Consider the following 15,619-nt stretch of genomic DNA (forward strand, 5'->3'; position numbering starts at 1 on the left):
GTGGATCAGGCCGCGTTGTTAATCCTGCGGATTAATGGATACCCTCCAAAATCTTCCCATTTATGCAGGATCAGATTCTTTTCCCTGCTTGTATGCAGTCCGAAATCGATCAGGATCTCGCCATCTGTGAGGCGGTTTTGGAAGTACTCCGCGTATTTATCAGATAATACAGAACTTGCCAGCGCACGTGCGCCGCTTGTTGCCATATCGCCTGCCACTACAAGGGCCAGTCCCGGAATCGCCACGAATCTTCCCATCACATCCAATGCTTCCGAGATCCTGGTTACCTGTAGTTTCTTTCTTGTGGTGTTGCTTTGGTAAAAATGGTTACTCTTATGTTCGTACAATCGGTCAAATGTATCTTCCGACATGATCAATGTGATCTCGCCTGCATTATATCCTAACCGCAGCAATGTCTGATATGCATTTTCTGCGTCTTCCCTCGTGGCAAATACTCCCGTTACAGTATTGATGCTCTTGTTTTGCTGTATAGAATCCATAATCATTGGTGTGTAAAAGTTCAAAAAGTACTTATCATATAGAATGTCTGATAAGAATGACACGTATTAGTAAAATCCGTGCCAGCATGCTTCTACAACGTACTGTTTTAAAAAGCATTGAGCGGTTCGAAATCTGTAACCAACCTTTTACTTTCGTGGTATTTCTTCTACATAAAACAAAACTTTTGCCTGATAACAGTATTTCAATTTGCCCTTCGACTTATATTTCCAGCCTTAAAACCAACTTAGCTCAAACAATGCAAAGCACCTTTTACCCCATTAAAATGATCGCTCTGACCACCGTCGCAGGTGTGTTCGGAACCTGTATAACTGCATTCGCACAAGTTGGCGTAGGCGTAAAAGCTCCGAAGGGAGCAGAAGTGTACCTCGACGGAAGCCGCAAAATGCTCGACGAGAAATGGATTTACTGGGAAGGTCCGCGCTTCGCTGCAAAGCCGCCAATCAAGTGGACCGTAGTAAACGACCCCGTAGACAAAGGTACCGTGATCAACTGCAACGATCCTGCATCGGCTGGTGGTTTATACGGTGCAGCTGATATTGTTACCAAGAAGGAGTTTAAAGATTTCCGCGCCCACGTGGAGTTCCTTATCACTAAACCAGGCGGCAACAGCGGGGTATATCTGCAAAACAGGTACGAAATTCAGGTACTTGACGGAGATACTACTTCTCACGGAATGGCGGCGGTGATCAATGAATCAAAATCACCCTACTACGCCTACAATGGAATAGGAAAATGGAATTCTTACGACATTCTGTTCCGCGCGGCTCGCTTTAAAGATGGGAAAATGGTGGAGCAGCCGATGGTTACCCTCTATTTTAATGGTAAAAAGGTGCATTCCAACCAAAAGATCTCACAGGTTTGGGGCGGGCCTAATTCCGGGATTGATGGTGGGAACAATGGCGGCAAGGGAATCACAGACAAACCCGGCGGCTTGAAACTGCAATCGGAAGGACACGACGTGTATTACCGGAATATCTGGATCAAGGAAATGGAGCTTGATAAAGCGGACACGAGCTTTTAAAACGAAAAAGACCTGGCAACTAAAACATGCCAGGTCTTTTTTCTAGCTCAAATTCTTACTTGTTGTAGGCAATTTTGAAAATGGTCCCGTTCAGATCGTCGGTCACGTACAATGCGCCGTCGGGTCCCTGGGCCAGTCCGCAAGGACGGTGCTGTATTGGTCCCGTAGGTTTCACCAGGTCCACACCTGCGAAATTGTCCGCAAAAATCTCCCATTTACCCGGCTTGCCATTCACAAAAGGCACAAATGCAACCAGGTAACCCTTTTTTAGCTCAGCCGACTGACTGTGAAATGCGATAAACGCGCCGTTCTTATATTTGCCAGGAAACATATTTCCTGAATAAAACAACAATGCATTTGGGCCAAGGTGAGCCGGAAAGCCCACCAGCGGATTGACCGCCTTTTCACCGGCAGTCTTCTTTCCATCGCCACCGTATTCAGGCGCAAGCATTTTTTTGTTTTGAAAATGATCGTAGTAGATGTACGGCCAACCCGCATCGTCACCTTCTTTCAGGCGGTAAAGCGTCTCGGCGGGCAACTCTGCGCTTTGTTTCGGCGTGTAGTACTGCGGATACATGTCGTCAAACTTGCCGCGGCCGTGAACTGCTACGTACAATGCGTCTGTCTTGTTATCCCAATTAATCCCCACCGCATTCTTCACACCGGTAGCAAAGCGGGTACCATCTGAAAACTTCTGGTTCAGCTTATCAGCGCTGAATTTCCACACCCCGCCTGCCGAATCGAGGATTGTGCAAGGCGACATACCTTTTCCTGATCCTGTTTCACGGCAATTGTCGCTGTAAGAGCCTACGGTAACATACAGATTGCCCTTATTGTCGAGTGCGAGCGGCTTAGCATTATCGCGGCCTTTGTCTACCAGTCCATCGACGATCAGTTCCGGATGGTCAAAATCAATAACTTCTTCCTTTTCGTTCAGCTTATAGCGGTATACTCCCTTATTGGAAGAGCTGTACAGGTAGCCGTTTTTGATCGCAATACCAGTTCCGGGATAGTCGCCGAAAAGCTTTTGCTCGTCTATCTTACCATCCTTATCCGAATCGCGCAGCAGGTAAATGCCTTTTCCATCTTTCAGCTTGGAAAGCTTCACATACATATCCCCGTTCTTGCCAACTGCCATATGGCGGGTCGGGCCGAGATCAGTAGCCAGGATTTTGGCATAGAACCCGGCGGGAAGCTTAATCTCTTTGGCATCAACAGGTTCAATCACGCTGCTTTCAGCTGAGAGAGTGCCGGTAGTACTTGTGTAGGCAAAAAGCGCCGATGCCCCAGCCAATCCCAGGAGGACGCCCGCTGATTTAAATAACTTTCTTTGCATGTAAGGTTTGAATAGAATTTAACTTAGATAATCTCAGATAAACACGTTTGAGATGCATTTAAAAGCATACAGGCAAAGTGTTGCTACTTTCTTCCTGATTTATTTTTCTGCCCCGGGATGTAATTTGGAATAATTTTTTTTAACACCTTTGGTCCTTAATCAGCAGGTCACGTAAACTTTTAAAACCAACAACCAATAATCTTTTTAACCTCAAAAGCTATGAATCCATTCGATGATGATGACGATGAAGTATATGATGACGACCTTCCAGGCAACTATCCTTCAGAAGAGGATATTTTCAGAAAAGGGCTAATCGAGGCAGATATTGATCCGGAAGATATAACCCGCATGAAGCGTCCGGCCGAGCTGGAAGCAGATGACTGGAATGAAAAAACTTTCGAAGACGACCTGACAGGAGAAGATCTTGACATTCCCGGTTCTGAATTTGATGATGAAGACGAGGAAATCGGTCGGGAAGACGAAGAAAATAACTATTACAGCCTCGGCGGTGACAACCACGAAGCCCAGGAAGAAAATCAGGGCGACTAATCAGTTGCGAGATACATTAGATAAGCCTGGCAGAAATTGCCAGGCTTTTTTTGTATTTTCGAATCGAACAAACACAAACACCACTATGAAAACAGCCAAGAGCAGTTCTGGTAAACTTGCAGAATTCAGCACTTCACAGCCAGTGACTGGTTTAACAATTCAGGATTTTTCTTTTCTTAAATCCAGGAGACTGCTCAAAGATTTGCGAACCTCCCTTCAACAAGCTGTGATCGAAGAAAGAAGACCCAATAATGAATCTCTTTCTTGACACGTCTTCGCTGGTCACATTGTACCACGAAGAAGCTGACACTGAGATAATGGATGCATTATTTCACCACAATATGGTGACTAATATATTTCTTTCCGAAATCTCAAAAATTGAATTTTCGTCTACTTTTTGGAAGAAAAACAGGACGGGTGAAATCAGCCGGGAGCTCGCGGAACAGATCATCTCAGTATTCGAACAAGATTGTGCGACCTTCATTTTTATACCTGTCGACTATCAGATAACTGAAAATGCGAGACGATTACTAAGTAAGTATGGTAACTACGGATTGAGAACTTTGGATAGCATTCAACTTGCCACTGCGACTTGTTTACGTGAAAAGGTAGATTTCTTTAAATCAGGTGATAAGCTGTTAGTCTCATTCATGAATAAGGAATCACTTCCAACAAGCATATCTTAACATAATCAACCACAAGTATGAAAATCCAGCGATTCGCTTTTTCCTAAAAAGCTGACAAATTATGGCTGCATTTACTGCCGAGGCATTCAGGAAAGAGTTGATTGCAATCCTTGATTATTGGGCAAAATACGGCCCTGATCAGGAAAAGGGAGGATTTTACGGCAGGGTAAACTATGATAACCAGCCGGTGAAAGACGCCGAAAGATCGGTAGTGCTCACAGGGCGCATTCTCTGGACATTCTCATTGGCTCACCGCCTCTTCAAAGAAGCAAAATACCTTACGCTCGCCGATCGCGCCTATCAGCAGCTTTTCAAGAATTTCATTGATCACGAGCACGGAGGTGTGTACTGGTCCACCACCGCAGACGGCGCTCCGAAAGAAACCAAAAAGCAGATTTACGGAAATGCATTCGCGATGTACGGACTGAGCGAATATTACAGGATTACCCACCATAAACCTGCACTCGAACAGGCGATCGCACTTTTTAATATCATTGAAAAACATGCATTTGACCCAAAGAACGGTGGTTATCGCGAAGCATTTGCAAAGGATTGGTCTGAAACCGATGATTACATATTAAGTAAAAGTCCGTGGGTGAAAAGCATGAATACGCATTTGCACCTGGTAGAAGCTTATACAAACCTGTACACGATTTGGCCAGACAAGAAGCTGAAAAAACAGACTGCGAATATGCTGGACACGATTATTACGCACATCGTCAATCCGCAAACCAACACAATGCAGCTATTCTTTGATGAGCAATGGAAAGCAAAGGATGATATTATTTCTTACGGTCACGACATTGAAGCTTCGTGGCTGCTTTTTGAAACTGCCGAAATCCTGCACGACGAACAGCAGATCGCCAAAATGAAGCAGAAGTCGATTAAAATGGCGCGGGCTGCAAGTAAAGGACTGAGCTCCGACGGCGCACTTAACTATGAGTACGATCCTGCAACAAAACATACTCAGACAGACCGCAGCTGGTGGGTAGGCGCAGAACAGCTGGTGGGTTTTTACAATGCCTATCAGCTTACCGGGGAAGCACAATTCAGGGATAAAGCTGAAAAAAGCTGGGATTATGTTGCAGGCAAGTTCATCGACCAGGAACGAGGCGAGTGGCACATGACGGTGAAAGAAGACGGAACGCCCGTGAAAGGCGACAAAATCAATTTCTGGAAATGCCCCTATCACAATGCGCGCGCCTGCGCCGAGATGTGGCGCCGCATAGAAAAAGGCTAATCTCAGTTAAAGAACATTTCGTCGACGAGCAACAATGCGCGGTTACCCTTCGCACCATGCCACTCCGGAATTTTCTCAACGGGCTTTACCACCACTTTCACAAACGAAACTTGCTGCGGCTTAAACTGCCCCTCCACCATTTTCAGGGTTGCTTTGTCCCCTTTTGACGGAAGCGGCGCTTTGAAAGTGGATATCAGTTTCAGATTATCCCGGCTGCTGCCGCCCCAAACTTCCACGAGTTGCGGAGGGAAAATACCGGTCGCTTCCTCGATCATATAATGCAACCCGACCGACGACAATGCGATCGGCTTCTTAAATTCGGACATGAGCACCATATCGTTGTTGCGCACACCTGCCCAATTATTGGCCCAGGCAGGATTATTCGCTCCTATCACACCTAACTTCTTATCAAAAAACGTTTTTGCACCTTCGGCCTGGTGAACGCGGTTAAGCGGCTGCAAGAGGTTGACACTGTCTGGATTGTAGGCACTTTTGAAGAAATCGAATGTAGCCAGTTCGCTCCCATACCAGCCATTTTTATAAGCTCTCGCTTTGACGGTCGCACTGGTAGTTAGAACTGTTTTGTTATCGAAAAGCGGGGAATTGATACTATCGGGCTCCGTTCCGTCCATGGTAAAGCGGATATCCACTCCTTTGATCGGGTGTCTCAATTCCAGCGGCGCGGTTTTGGCGAAAATCATCGCACTGTTTTTCACCTGCGGCGGGTTTAATCTCAATGGATTTTTACCATCATCCTTGAAGCCACCGATGATTTCTACATTTCTGATTTCCTTTTGCAAAGTGGCCACATCTGCCGCAGACAGCTTCGTATCCCACACAGCGACCGTTTTGAGGCTTTTTAATGCAGGTAACAAACCCTTCAAATCAGCCAGATTAACCTTGGTACCTGAAAGGGTCAGATTTTGAAGGTGTTTCAATGAAGAAAGCGCTTTCAGTCCGGCCGCAGTTACCTCGGTAAAGTTGAGATCCAGTTTTCGCAGATTTTCAAATTGAGTAACGCTTTTCAGGTCGGCATCCTTTACCGGCATTTTGTTGAGGTTCAATGACACAATCTGCTGCCTGATCTTATTCAGCTCATCCAGCTGCCTGGGACTATAACTTGCCGCATTGTAAATGTTCACTGCAAGTGCGGGCGATTCGCGAGCTAGCGGCAGGATGGTCCGGTAATCTGAATTCAGTTTGGCAACCTCATCTTCATCCGCCGCGTCAAAGTTAAACTGCTCTTCTGCCTGAGCAGGTTTAAGATAAGCGGTGGCCAGCAGCCGCAACGAGTCAGAAGTGCCAAGATCAACCAGTTTTTTGTTGAAATCCGCCTTTTGATTTACCCATAAAGTAAGCAAAGAGATTTCCTGCAATGTAAGCTGTGCTTTGCCCGAAGGCGGCATATGCTTTTTTTCTTCCATTGGTAAATGCACCCTTTGCAACAGCAGGCTCATTGCCGCATTGCCCGGCACGATCAGCTTGCCTGACTTTCCTCCTTTCATAATCGAAGCCGGATCCGTCAAAATCAACTCCCCTTTGAGCTTATCAGGATTGTGGCAGCTGGTACATTTCTGTTCCAAAATGGGCTGTATTACATTGGTATACACAACAGCTTCGTTGAGCGGTACCGCAGCCATTTCATTTTGCTTAGACACCGGCTCCCAGATAAAGTTACTTCCATGCGTAAGAGCAGCGCCGTAATGTCCCGTAAGTACCAATGCAATCACAGTCACAAAGGCGCCGGCTTTGGCGACAGGCGCTTTGTACCAGCCCGTATTCCTGACAAAATAGATAAGGGAAGCAATAAAGAAAATACCGGCACCGGTCCATTTATGAAGGGTCAACACTTCGCCGGCATATCCCTCTTCTTTTGACAGGAAGAGCCCCATGATCACTGTAATTGCAGCGAACAAAGAGCCTATTAAAAGCAGATTTTGAAGAAAATTCTTATAAAACGCATTGGTTGCATACTCGGGCTTGAACCTGAAAAATTCAAGCAGCATGGCAATCAGCAGGATCACAATGGGAAAGTGCAGGATCAGCGGGTGCATTCTTCCGATTGTTTGCAGCCAGGCGGGAACCACCAGCTTGCTTTCAAAAATCAGTAAGAACAGAATGAAAATATTGGAAGCAACAAGTACTTGTTCCGCAAAAAACCTGAATCTTAAATACATTTAAAGTCTCACCAAGAATTTGATCAATAAGAATTTACCTGAGCCGGTCAGCTGATTATATCACGCACTACCCTACCCGAAACATCAGTAAGGCGGTACCTTCTTCCAAGATGTTTGAAAACAAGCTTCTCGTGGTCCAAACCCAGCTGATGTAACACAGTAGCCTGAAAATCATGCACATGTACGGGATCTTTGGCAATGTTATACCCGAGCTCGTCGGTTTCTCCGTAAACCATTCCCGGCTTGATACCTCCACCTGCCATCCAGATCGTGAAGCAGCGGGGATGGTGATCACGGCCGTAATTATCCGCTGTCAGTTTGCCTTGTGTGTAGCTCGTGCGGCCGAATTCACCGCCCCAGATCACCAGCGTTTCATCCAGCAATCCTCTCTGCTTCAAGTCAGTAACCAAAGCTGCCGACGCCTGGTCCACGTCCATTGCCTGCTTGGTAATTTCGTAAGGCAGGTTACCGTGCTGGTCCCAACCCTGGTGATAGAGCTGCACAAAACGCACGCCGTTTTCAGACAGTTTGCGCGCTAGCAGGCAGTTAGCAGCGTAGGTACCCGGCACCAGACATTCGGGGCCGTAAAGCTTGATGATATCGTCCGATTCTTTGGATAAATCCATTACCTCCGGCACCGCAGTCTGCATGCGGTAAGCCATTTCATATTGCTTGATCTTGGCTGTAATTTCGGGATCGCCGAATTCCTGATAGGATAGCTCGTTGAGTTGCGACAAGTTATCCAGCATTTCGCGCCGCTCTTTCCGGTCCATTCCGTCGGGATCGCGCAGGTACAAAACGGGATCTTCGCCTTTGCTGAACTGAACACCCTGGTGCACTGAATCGAGGAAACCATTTGACCATAATTTGGAATAAACTCCCTGTCCATTACCTACGCCACGTGAAAGCAACACTGTGAAATTGGGCAGGTTCTTATTTTCATTTCCAAGTCCATAACTCAGCCAGGAACCCATACTGGGGCGATTTCCCTGCTGGGAGCCGGTTTGTAAAAACGTCAGAGCCGGATCGTGGTTGATCGCTTCAGTATACATGGATCTTACGATGCATATATCATCCACAATCTTGGAAGTATAAGGCAGCAAGTCGCTCACCCACGCCTGAGACTGACCATATTGCTTGAAATCCACGAACGAACCAACCAATGGAAATGAAGCCTGATTGGCCGTCATACCTGTAAGCCGCTGATTCCCGCGCACGGACGGAGGAATTTCCTGCCCCAGCATTTCACGCAGCTTGGGTTTATAGTCGAAGAGCTCCTGCTGCGAAGGTGCGCCATTCTGGAACATATAGATCACGCGTTTGGCTTTCGGCGCAAAATGCGGAATGCCCGGCGCAAGTCCCTCCTCCTCCAATCCGCCTCCTTTCAGCAGATCAGGCATTAACAAAGACCCAAGCGCCACACTCCCGATTCCCAGGCTCATAGTAGATAAAAACCGCCGGCGATTAAAGTTGAACCCGTGTTCTATGATTTCTTTGTCCATATCTTTTTGGCTGTCAGCTGTCGGCCATCGGCTATCAGCTGTTAGTACTTAATTTCTTTTTCAAAACCCAAAAAAAGCCGATTGCAGACTGCCGACAGCCGACAGCCAACTCCCCTAGCTTTTCGTTATCGTCTCCTCCAGATTGTAAATCGTCGAGATAACCCTCATCAATGAGGCCAGGGCTTTTTTGTCGACGTTTCTTGTCAATGGATATTCCCCGATCGCGATCATTTTCTCGGCGGAACCCGAACTGATCGTTTTTAGCTCTTTTTCATAATATGCTGTCAAAACAGCAAGCTCCTTTTCGGAAGGTTTGCGGCAGACGATCAGCCTGAATGCTTTGGTGATCTTTTCGCTCGCATCTGTTTTTTCCTGTAAAAGCTTTGCAGAAAGCACACGCGAAGCTTCCAGCACTGCCGGATCGTTCATCATCACCAGCGCCTGCAATGGTGTGTTGGTTTTCAGCCTCTTTACTTCGCACAGATCGCGGTTACTCGCGTCGAAAATGCTCATTGTAGGTGGTGGCACTGTTCTTTTTATCAGCGTGTACATTCCGCGGCGGTAAAGGCTCGGACCGTGATCCTGATTGTACACGGACAATAACCCACGACCCGACGTGGCGCCCTCCCACAAGCCAGCAGGCTGGTAGGGTTTTACGCTTGGTCCTCCGATGGTTTTGTTTAAAAGTCCGCTGCTCGATAGCACCAGGTCTTTAATAAACTCGGCATGAATGCGGTATCTCGACCCTCGCGCCAGCAGGATATTGTCGGGATCAACTGCGAGTTTCTCCTTGGTAACTACTGCCGATTGCCGGTAAGTAGCCGAGGTAACCATTTGTTTTACAAGCCTTTTGATATCCCAGTTATGCTCCATAAAGTCAACAGCAAGCCAGTCGAGTAATGCAGGGTGCGAGGGTAATTCTCCTTGCATTCCAAAGTCCCCGGAGGTTTTTACAATGCCCTTTCCAAAGAATTCCTGCCAGAGAATGTTGACGTAAACACGGGAAGTCAATGGATTGCGCTTATCAAATAGCCACTGTGAAAGTCCGAGACGGTTTTTAGGATATTTGCTGTCAAAAGGCAGAATTGAACCTGGCGTACCGGGCTGCACTTCATCCCCGGGCGCATCGTAAACGCCTCTTTTCAGAATGTAAGTTTTCCGGGTTGAATCCAGATCGCCCATCACGGAAACGATCAACCTGTTTGTATCAGGCTTATTGACGAAGCTGAGTATGCTTTTCACATCCTCGTCGCTGATTTCCATTAAAGGCTTTTTGGCATAAGTTTCGGGCCCGCCGATCACGGATTCGATACCTACTTCATTCACATTGTTAAAGAATGCGAACATCTGATAATATTCCTTCTGCGAAAACGGGTCGTATTTGTGGTCGTGGCAATGCGCGCATTCGAGTGTGACGCCCAGTAATCCTTTTCCAAAAAGATCATTGCGGTCGGTTACGTACATAATGCGGTACTCCTCGGGTATCACACCACCTTCCTCGGTTATTTTATGGTTTCTGTTAAAACCAGTCGCAAGAAGCTGCTCTTTTCCCGAATTCGGGAGCAAGTCGCCCGCCAGCTGCCAGGTTACAAAATCATTGTAATGCATGTTTTTGTTAAATGCATGGATCACCCAGTCGCGCCAGGGCCACTGTGTGCGGTAACCATCGTCCTGGTACCCGTGCGAATCTGCGTAACGTGCCAGATCCAGCCAGTGAATGGCCATTTTTTCACCATAGGCAGGGTTTTTCAGAAGCTGATCAACCATTTTCTCGTATGCCTCCGGACTTTTATCAGCCAGGAATTCATCCATCATTTGCAACGTCGGCGGCAGACCTGTCAAATCGAGGCTAAGGCGTTTTAGCAGCCGCTCTTTGTCAGCTTCTTCATTTGGCTTTAAGCCCTTTTGTTCCTGTTTTTCAAGAACGAAATAGTCGATCTCGTTTTTCGGCCAATCCTCATTGTCAACCTCCGGCACTGCAATTTTCCGCGGCGCGACAAATGCCCAGTGCTTCTCATACTTCGCTCCTTGCCTGATCCACCTTTCAATCAGGTCAACCTCACGTTGCGACAATTTGAGGTTGGAAGCAGGTGGCGGCATCCGCAGGGAAGTATCTGTGGTAGTAATGCGCAGGTACGCTTCCGAGAGTTCCGGTTTACCCGCGACGATCGCGTGTGCTTTTGGATTGTCCTTTAATGCCTTGAATGCAGCCACAGGATCGTCAAGACGCAAGCCGGCTTCTCGCTTGTTCGCGTCAGGACCGTGACAAGCCAGACATTTATCTGAAAGAATGGGACGTATATCGAAATTGTAACTAACCTGCTCAGGTAATTTCCCGTCAGCAGCCTGATTAGACGACGTATTGTTGCAGGATTTAAAAACCAATGCGCTCCATACCAGGAGTATGGTGCAAGTTATTCTTGTCTTAAATGTCATGGTACGAGGTTCAGGAAACTGCTTGTACAAATACGTCAGCTCATTCAATTAACGCAAAATTGTACACTTATTTATACAATAATGAACATTTTATACACAACAACTATCCTGCACTATACTGCCTGTACCATATTTTAGATAGAAAATGCAATTCAGTTTACCCTATCCATTGAATTTTGTCAAAAACCTGTCTGCGAAAGCCGCTGACAGCAAGAATTTAGCCTGCTACTATGAAACACGCGCAATGAAGGCTAATTTGCGCGCAGCAACTATCATCATTATGGGACTAAGGACCTACATCAGGGAAAATTTCATCCTCGATATAAAACCATTTAAACCTAAACATATGCGCCGGCCGGCCAATATGCTGGAAGTCGTTTCGGCCTGGGAGGGTTTGGAACTGATCATAGCCGATATTATAGACCAGTTTCACCTGGGTAATGAGCGCTGCATTGAATTTGGGGTGGAGTTCGGGTATTCGTCGGTGGTATTTTCCAACTACTTTAAATCTGTAACAGGCGTAGATACCTTCGAGGGCGACGAACATACGGTCAACAAAAGCGAGCATTTTCGCGACACAAGTGCGCGTTTGGCGCCTTACCCGAATATTCATCTGGTAAAATCTGATTACCGCGACTGGATCAAGACGGACCAGAAACGCTACGATTTGGCCCACGTGGACATTGTCCACAACTATAAGGAAACATTTGAATGCGGCCTTTGGGCAGCGCAGCACAGCGATTGTACGATCTTTCATGATACCGAAAGCTTTCCGGCGGTAAGACAGGCTGTCAAAGACATTGCCAAACAAACCGGGCAAACTTTGTACAATTATCCCAAACATTTTGGACTGGGAATTCTGGTTGATAAAAAATCCATTTCCAGGAAATAAACGGCTCTGTTGCAGGTATGGAGAAGATTCCGGTTATCATCGATTGCGATCCCGGGCAGGATGATGCGCTGATGCTAATGCTTGCATTTGGCAGCGGACAACTAAATGTAAAAGCTGTAACGATATCGGCAGGAAACCAGACGCAGGACAGGACTTTTGCAAATGCAAATAAAGTTCTCTCTCTGATCGGAGCGAATGCTCCCGTGTACCGGGGCGCCGAGAAGCCATTATCCTGCGAGCTGATTATAGCAGATGAAATGCAGGGCGAAACCCTGCTTGATGGGCCTTTATTCCCCTCCATTACCGCCCTGCCTGATACAATTCCCGCCGCGGCAGCTATTGCTGGTATCTTGGAAGAAGCAACAACAAAAGTGACGATCGTAGCGACAGGTCCGCTTACCAACATCGCCACATTCCTGAGCAGCTATCCGCATTTGAGAGTTAAAATCGAGCGCATTGTGCTCATGGGCGGAGGTATTTTCAGGGGTAATATGACGCCGCTGGCTGAGTTCAATATGTACGTGGACCCGGAGGCGGCCGCCTTTGTTTTCCGGGCTGGCGTTCCTGTTACCATGTGCGGCTTGGACGTAACACACAAAGCATTGGTTTTTCAGCGTGACATGGAGCTGTTCCGGACTTTCAAAAACAAATCAGGGGAAGTGGCAGCAGGCTTAATGGAATTTGTAGCAAAAAAATACCCGGAGCAAACGGCAGAATCGGAAGGTGGAACTGCCTTACACGATCCCTGCGCCATTGCCTGGCTTCTTAATCCCGGCATATTCAAGACAAAAGCTTGCTATGTGGATGTGGAAACGAAGGGTGAATTGACGCGCGGCGCTACTGTGGTGGATTTTTACAATGTACTTCATCGCGAACCTAACACCATTGTAGCGTACGACGTTGACAGGCAGGCATTGATCGATATGCTTTTCAATGCAGTAAGGAAGCTGCCTTGAAATTAAAGCAGCACTGAAACTTCGTCTTCCACGCTTCTGCGGCTGGCTTGGTGCCTTACCACGATATTCCCGGTGTACAAAATAGCCAGCCCGGCAACAGAACAAAACGCCATCATCCCGACCATCGGAACGGCGGTATTATTGTGAAAGAGGCTGACCAGCGCTGAAATAATCGCTCCCGCGCCCATTCGCCAGCTGCCCATTAAAGCCGAGGCGCTGCCCGTATGTTTATGAAAAGGAGCCAGCGATAATGCAGATGCATTCGGGCCTGTTAACCCCTGTCCGCAAAGGAAAAGGAACATCATCCCGATCAATGGAAGCAGGCTAAACCAGCTGTTATAAACCCCCACGATCAAAACCAGTCCTACTAAGCTCTGACTTATGAGCGTAGTTTTAATGATCTGCTCACTTGTAAATTTCTTTAAAAGAATGTGGTTCAGCTGTGTGGAACCGATCATCGCAAAAGCGAGGAATGCAAAAATCCAGCCGTACTGCTGTTCGGACACTTTGTAAATATTCATAAAAACGTCCGAGGAGCCGGCTATATAGGCGAAAGGTGCCGCTGTGGCCAGGCCGCCTGCCAGTGTGTACAGTAAAAACTGCGGCTGGCTCAACACAATCCCGAATCCTTTCATCACGGCACGAGGCTGCAGGGAAACAGAGGGGTCTGCCGCCCTCCCCGTAGGTAGAAAAAAGTAAATTGCGAGCATCATCGCACTTACAATGCCAGCCAGGATTACGAAAATCCATTGCCACGCGATCGTGGAAGTTACATAGCCGCCAATAGTGGGTGCGATCATTGGGGAAACGGCGATCACAAGTGTGATCAGCGAAAATACTTCTGCCCTCTTTTGAGGAGCAAAAAGGTCACTCACCAGCGCCTGCGACGCCACCAGACCTACACAACCGCCCATTGCCTGAAAGAACCGCATCGCGATCAATGCATCTACGGAGGAAGTCAATGCGCAGCCGATGGACGCAATGACGTACAAGCCCAGACCCACGTAAAGGGGCTTTTTACGACCGAAACGGTCGAGCAACGGACCGTATAGAATTTGTCCTAAACAGATCCCGATCAGGTAACTGGTTAATGAAAGTTGTACCCTGTCGATTGTAGTGGCGAGATCCGAGGCTATCCGCGGAAAGCCCGGCAGGTACATATCTATCGAAAATGGGCTGACAGTCGCCAGCGAGCCCAAAATCAGGATGATATAGAAATATTGCTTTTTCTCCATGGCTGTCTATAATACTAATCTTTTAACGGGTCAAAAGCGGGATTAAGTTCCGGTCTTTCTATAAGTACAATCTTTTCATCAATGATGAATATCGGGCGCATCCAATGCGGCGGCATCTGCGTATAGTACAATATCGCTGCGCTTCGTGGCGCAATATTTTTCTTATATTTAAATCAATTGCACTAATCAATCCATTCAACCTATGAGAACAATCTTCTTATTACTGACATTCTTTATCCTGAAAACATTTCTACCCCGGCACGCGGAAAAAGTCAATTCCATTCCCGTTTGTCACACAGTGGCCATTCCGGGTAATAGCATGTCTGCGCTTGCAGCAGATCCCAGTTTTCAAATGCTACACGAAAATCCGGCCGCTTTCACTTACCAGGGCGCTGGTGAAACAGTTTCGTTTCCTACGCCGGATGGAAAAACGGCCAGCGGGTTTTTGCTGAAATCCCCGAAAAAGTCAGATAAGTGGCTGTTTGTGTATCAGGAATGGTGGGGATTAAACGATTACATCAAGCAGGAAGCAGCCAAACTGCACAAAGACCTGGGGGATGTAAATGTGCTGGCGCTGGATATGTACGATGGAAAAGTGGCGACTACCCGTGAAGAAGCGGGTAAACTAATGCAGTCCTCACCTGCCGGGCGGCTTGCGGCGATCACAAAGGGCGGACTTGCTTACGCCGGTACAAATGCAAAAGTGGCCAGTATCGGCTGGTGTTTTGGTGGAATGTTGTCGCTGCAGAATGCGATTGAAGGTGGCAATCAAGTAGTCGGCTGCGTGATGTACTACGGCCGCCCGGAAACGGATATTGAGAAATTGAAGAAGCTGAATACGGACGTGCTCGGAATTTTCGGAAGCCAGGATCAGGGCATTTCACCGGCTATGGTAAGCAAGTTTGAAGAAGATATGAAAGCTGCCGGCAAAAAGGTTACTATCAAAATGTATGACGCAGTGCACGCCTTTGCGAACCCAAGCAATGCGAAATATGATCCGGCAGCGACTGCAGATGCATACAAGCTGACGATCAGCTACCTGAAAAGTAAACTATCTTAAAACGTAG

The 15,619-nt window shown here is 47.3% G+C and carries 14 protein-coding genes; 8 read left to right on the plus strand and 6 right to left on the minus strand.

Translation table 11 applies throughout. The features are described from left to right. Window positions 1-5: 5 nt before the first annotated feature. On the minus strand, window positions 6-500 hold the full coding sequence (locus AC1XTG_RS03310) for a hypothetical protein (RefSeq protein WP_157474787.1): 495 nt from the start codon (window positions 498-500) through the stop codon (window positions 6-8). A gap of 284 nt (window positions 501-784) precedes the next feature. Here AC1XTG_RS03310 and AC1XTG_RS03315 point away from each other — a divergent pair, with 284 nt between their 5' ends. Further along, entirely contained in the window at window positions 785-1,543 is a 759-nt protein-coding gene (locus tag AC1XTG_RS03315; RefSeq protein WP_484841100.1) for a 3-keto-disaccharide hydrolase, read from the plus strand. Window positions 1,544-1,598: 55 nt separating this feature from the next. Here the strand turns inward: AC1XTG_RS03315 and AC1XTG_RS03320 are convergent, their stop codons facing one another. Next, window positions 1,599-2,879, minus strand: coding sequence for a PQQ-dependent sugar dehydrogenase (locus AC1XTG_RS03320; protein WP_484841016.1), 1,281 nt, complete (start codon window positions 2,877-2,879; stop codon window positions 1,599-1,601). A gap of 219 nt (window positions 2,880-3,098) precedes the next feature. Here AC1XTG_RS03320 and AC1XTG_RS03325 point away from each other — a divergent pair, with 219 nt between their 5' ends. The 4 genes from AC1XTG_RS03325 to AC1XTG_RS03340 all read left to right on the plus strand — a co-directional run bounded on the left by AC1XTG_RS03325 (window position 3,099) and on the right by AC1XTG_RS03340 (window position 5,354). Further along, window positions 3,099-3,428: a hypothetical protein gene (locus tag AC1XTG_RS03325; RefSeq protein WP_056286959.1), complete on the plus strand. Its 330-nt coding sequence runs from the start codon at window positions 3,099-3,101 to the stop codon at window positions 3,426-3,428. An 85-nt stretch (window positions 3,429-3,513) separates the two neighbouring features. After that, window positions 3,514-3,696: a hypothetical protein gene (locus tag AC1XTG_RS03330; protein ID WP_484841017.1), complete on the plus strand. Its 183-nt coding sequence runs from the start codon at window positions 3,514-3,516 to the stop codon at window positions 3,694-3,696. Next, window positions 3,680-4,114 (plus strand): type II toxin-antitoxin system VapC family toxin, encoded by a 435-nt coding sequence (locus AC1XTG_RS03335; protein WP_484841018.1) that lies wholly within the window; start codon window positions 3,680-3,682, stop codon window positions 4,112-4,114. The genes AC1XTG_RS03330 and AC1XTG_RS03335 overlap by 17 nt, the downstream gene beginning before the upstream one ends. A 61-nt stretch (window positions 4,115-4,175) precedes the next feature. Continuing rightward, window positions 4,176-5,354 carry an AGE family epimerase/isomerase gene (locus AC1XTG_RS03340; RefSeq protein ID WP_484841019.1) on the plus strand — a complete coding sequence of 393 codons (1,179 nt, stop codon included), beginning with the start codon at window positions 4,176-4,178 and terminating at the stop codon, window positions 5,352-5,354. 2 nt (window positions 5,355-5,356) lie between these two features. Here the strand turns inward: AC1XTG_RS03340 and AC1XTG_RS03345 are convergent, their stop codons facing one another. The 3 genes from AC1XTG_RS03345 to AC1XTG_RS03355 all read right to left on the minus strand — a co-directional run bounded on the left by AC1XTG_RS03345 (window position 5,357) and on the right by AC1XTG_RS03355 (window position 11,469). Next, window positions 5,357-7,531, minus strand: coding sequence for a c-type cytochrome domain-containing protein (locus AC1XTG_RS03345; RefSeq protein WP_056286945.1), 2,175 nt, complete (start codon window positions 7,529-7,531; stop codon window positions 5,357-5,359). Window positions 7,532-7,578: 47 nt separating this feature from the next. Beyond that, window positions 7,579-9,033 carry a DUF1501 domain-containing protein gene (locus AC1XTG_RS03350; RefSeq protein ID WP_056286941.1) on the minus strand — a complete coding sequence of 485 codons (1,455 nt, stop codon included), beginning with the start codon at window positions 9,031-9,033 and terminating at the stop codon, window positions 7,579-7,581. Between the two features lie 114 nt (window positions 9,034-9,147). After that, window positions 9,148-11,469 carry a PSD1 and planctomycete cytochrome C domain-containing protein gene (locus tag AC1XTG_RS03355; protein WP_484841020.1) on the minus strand — a complete coding sequence of 774 codons (2,322 nt, stop codon included), beginning with the start codon at window positions 11,467-11,469 and terminating at the stop codon, window positions 9,148-9,150. A gap of 145 nt (window positions 11,470-11,614) precedes the next feature. Between AC1XTG_RS03355 and AC1XTG_RS03360 the strand changes: the two genes are divergently transcribed. Both AC1XTG_RS03360 and AC1XTG_RS03365 read left to right on the plus strand, forming a co-directional pair. Next, window positions 11,615-12,361: a class I SAM-dependent methyltransferase gene (locus AC1XTG_RS03360; protein WP_484841021.1), complete on the plus strand. Its 747-nt coding sequence runs from the start codon at window positions 11,615-11,617 to the stop codon at window positions 12,359-12,361. A 17-nt stretch (window positions 12,362-12,378) separates the two neighbouring features. Further along, window positions 12,379-13,317, plus strand: a complete 939-nt coding sequence (locus AC1XTG_RS03365; protein ID WP_484841022.1) for a nucleoside hydrolase — start codon at window positions 12,379-12,381, stop codon at window positions 13,315-13,317. 2 nt (window positions 13,318-13,319) lie between these two features. Here AC1XTG_RS03365 and AC1XTG_RS03370 read toward each other — a convergent pair whose 3' ends face one another. Beyond that, window positions 13,320-14,552 carry a multidrug effflux MFS transporter gene (locus AC1XTG_RS03370; RefSeq protein WP_484841023.1) on the minus strand — a complete coding sequence of 411 codons (1,233 nt, stop codon included), beginning with the start codon at window positions 14,550-14,552 and terminating at the stop codon, window positions 13,320-13,322. 202 nt (window positions 14,553-14,754) lie between these two features. Here AC1XTG_RS03370 and AC1XTG_RS03375 point away from each other — a divergent pair, with 202 nt between their 5' ends. Then, entirely contained in the window at window positions 14,755-15,612 is an 858-nt protein-coding gene (locus AC1XTG_RS03375; protein WP_484841024.1) for a dienelactone hydrolase family protein, read from the plus strand. Window positions 15,613-15,619 lie beyond the last annotated feature (7 nt).

It is taken from the genome of Dyadobacter sp. HNCC25DJ183 (assembly GCF_056895175.1).

What these genes read in the sequence shown, in the direction of transcription:
- AC1XTG_RS03310 (WP_157474787.1), bottom strand. Translation starts at nt 500, where the DNA reads ATGGATTCTATACAGCAAAACAAGAGCATCAATACTGTAACGGGAGTA.
- AC1XTG_RS03315 (WP_484841100.1), top strand. Translation starts at nt 785, where the DNA reads ATGATCGCTCTGACCACCGTCGCAGGTGTGTTCGGAACCTGTATAACT.
- AC1XTG_RS03320 (WP_484841016.1), bottom strand. Translation starts at nt 2,879, where the DNA reads ATGCAAAGAAAGTTATTTAAATCAGCGGGCGTCCTCCTGGGATTGGCT.
- AC1XTG_RS03325 (WP_056286959.1), top strand. Translation starts at nt 3,099, where the DNA reads ATGAATCCATTCGATGATGATGACGATGAAGTATATGATGACGACCTT.
- AC1XTG_RS03330 (WP_484841017.1), top strand. Translation starts at nt 3,514, where the DNA reads ATGAAAACAGCCAAGAGCAGTTCTGGTAAACTTGCAGAATTCAGCACT.
- AC1XTG_RS03335 (WP_484841018.1), top strand. Translation starts at nt 3,680, where the DNA reads ATGAATCTCTTTCTTGACACGTCTTCGCTGGTCACATTGTACCACGAA.
- AC1XTG_RS03340 (WP_484841019.1), top strand. Translation starts at nt 4,176, where the DNA reads ATGGCTGCATTTACTGCCGAGGCATTCAGGAAAGAGTTGATTGCAATC.
- AC1XTG_RS03345 (WP_056286945.1), bottom strand. Translation starts at nt 7,531, where the DNA reads ATGTATTTAAGATTCAGGTTTTTTGCGGAACAAGTACTTGTTGCTTCC.
- AC1XTG_RS03350 (WP_056286941.1), bottom strand. Translation starts at nt 9,033, where the DNA reads ATGGACAAAGAAATCATAGAACACGGGTTCAACTTTAATCGCCGGCGG.
- AC1XTG_RS03355 (WP_484841020.1), bottom strand. Translation starts at nt 11,469, where the DNA reads ATGACATTTAAGACAAGAATAACTTGCACCATACTCCTGGTATGGAGC.
- AC1XTG_RS03360 (WP_484841021.1), top strand. Translation starts at nt 11,615, where the DNA reads ATGCAATTCAGTTTACCCTATCCATTGAATTTTGTCAAAAACCTGTCT.
- AC1XTG_RS03365 (WP_484841022.1), top strand. Translation starts at nt 12,379, where the DNA reads ATGGAGAAGATTCCGGTTATCATCGATTGCGATCCCGGGCAGGATGAT.
- AC1XTG_RS03370 (WP_484841023.1), bottom strand. Translation starts at nt 14,552, where the DNA reads ATGGAGAAAAAGCAATATTTCTATATCATCCTGATTTTGGGCTCGCTG.
- AC1XTG_RS03375 (WP_484841024.1), top strand. Translation starts at nt 14,755, where the DNA reads ATGAGAACAATCTTCTTATTACTGACATTCTTTATCCTGAAAACATTT.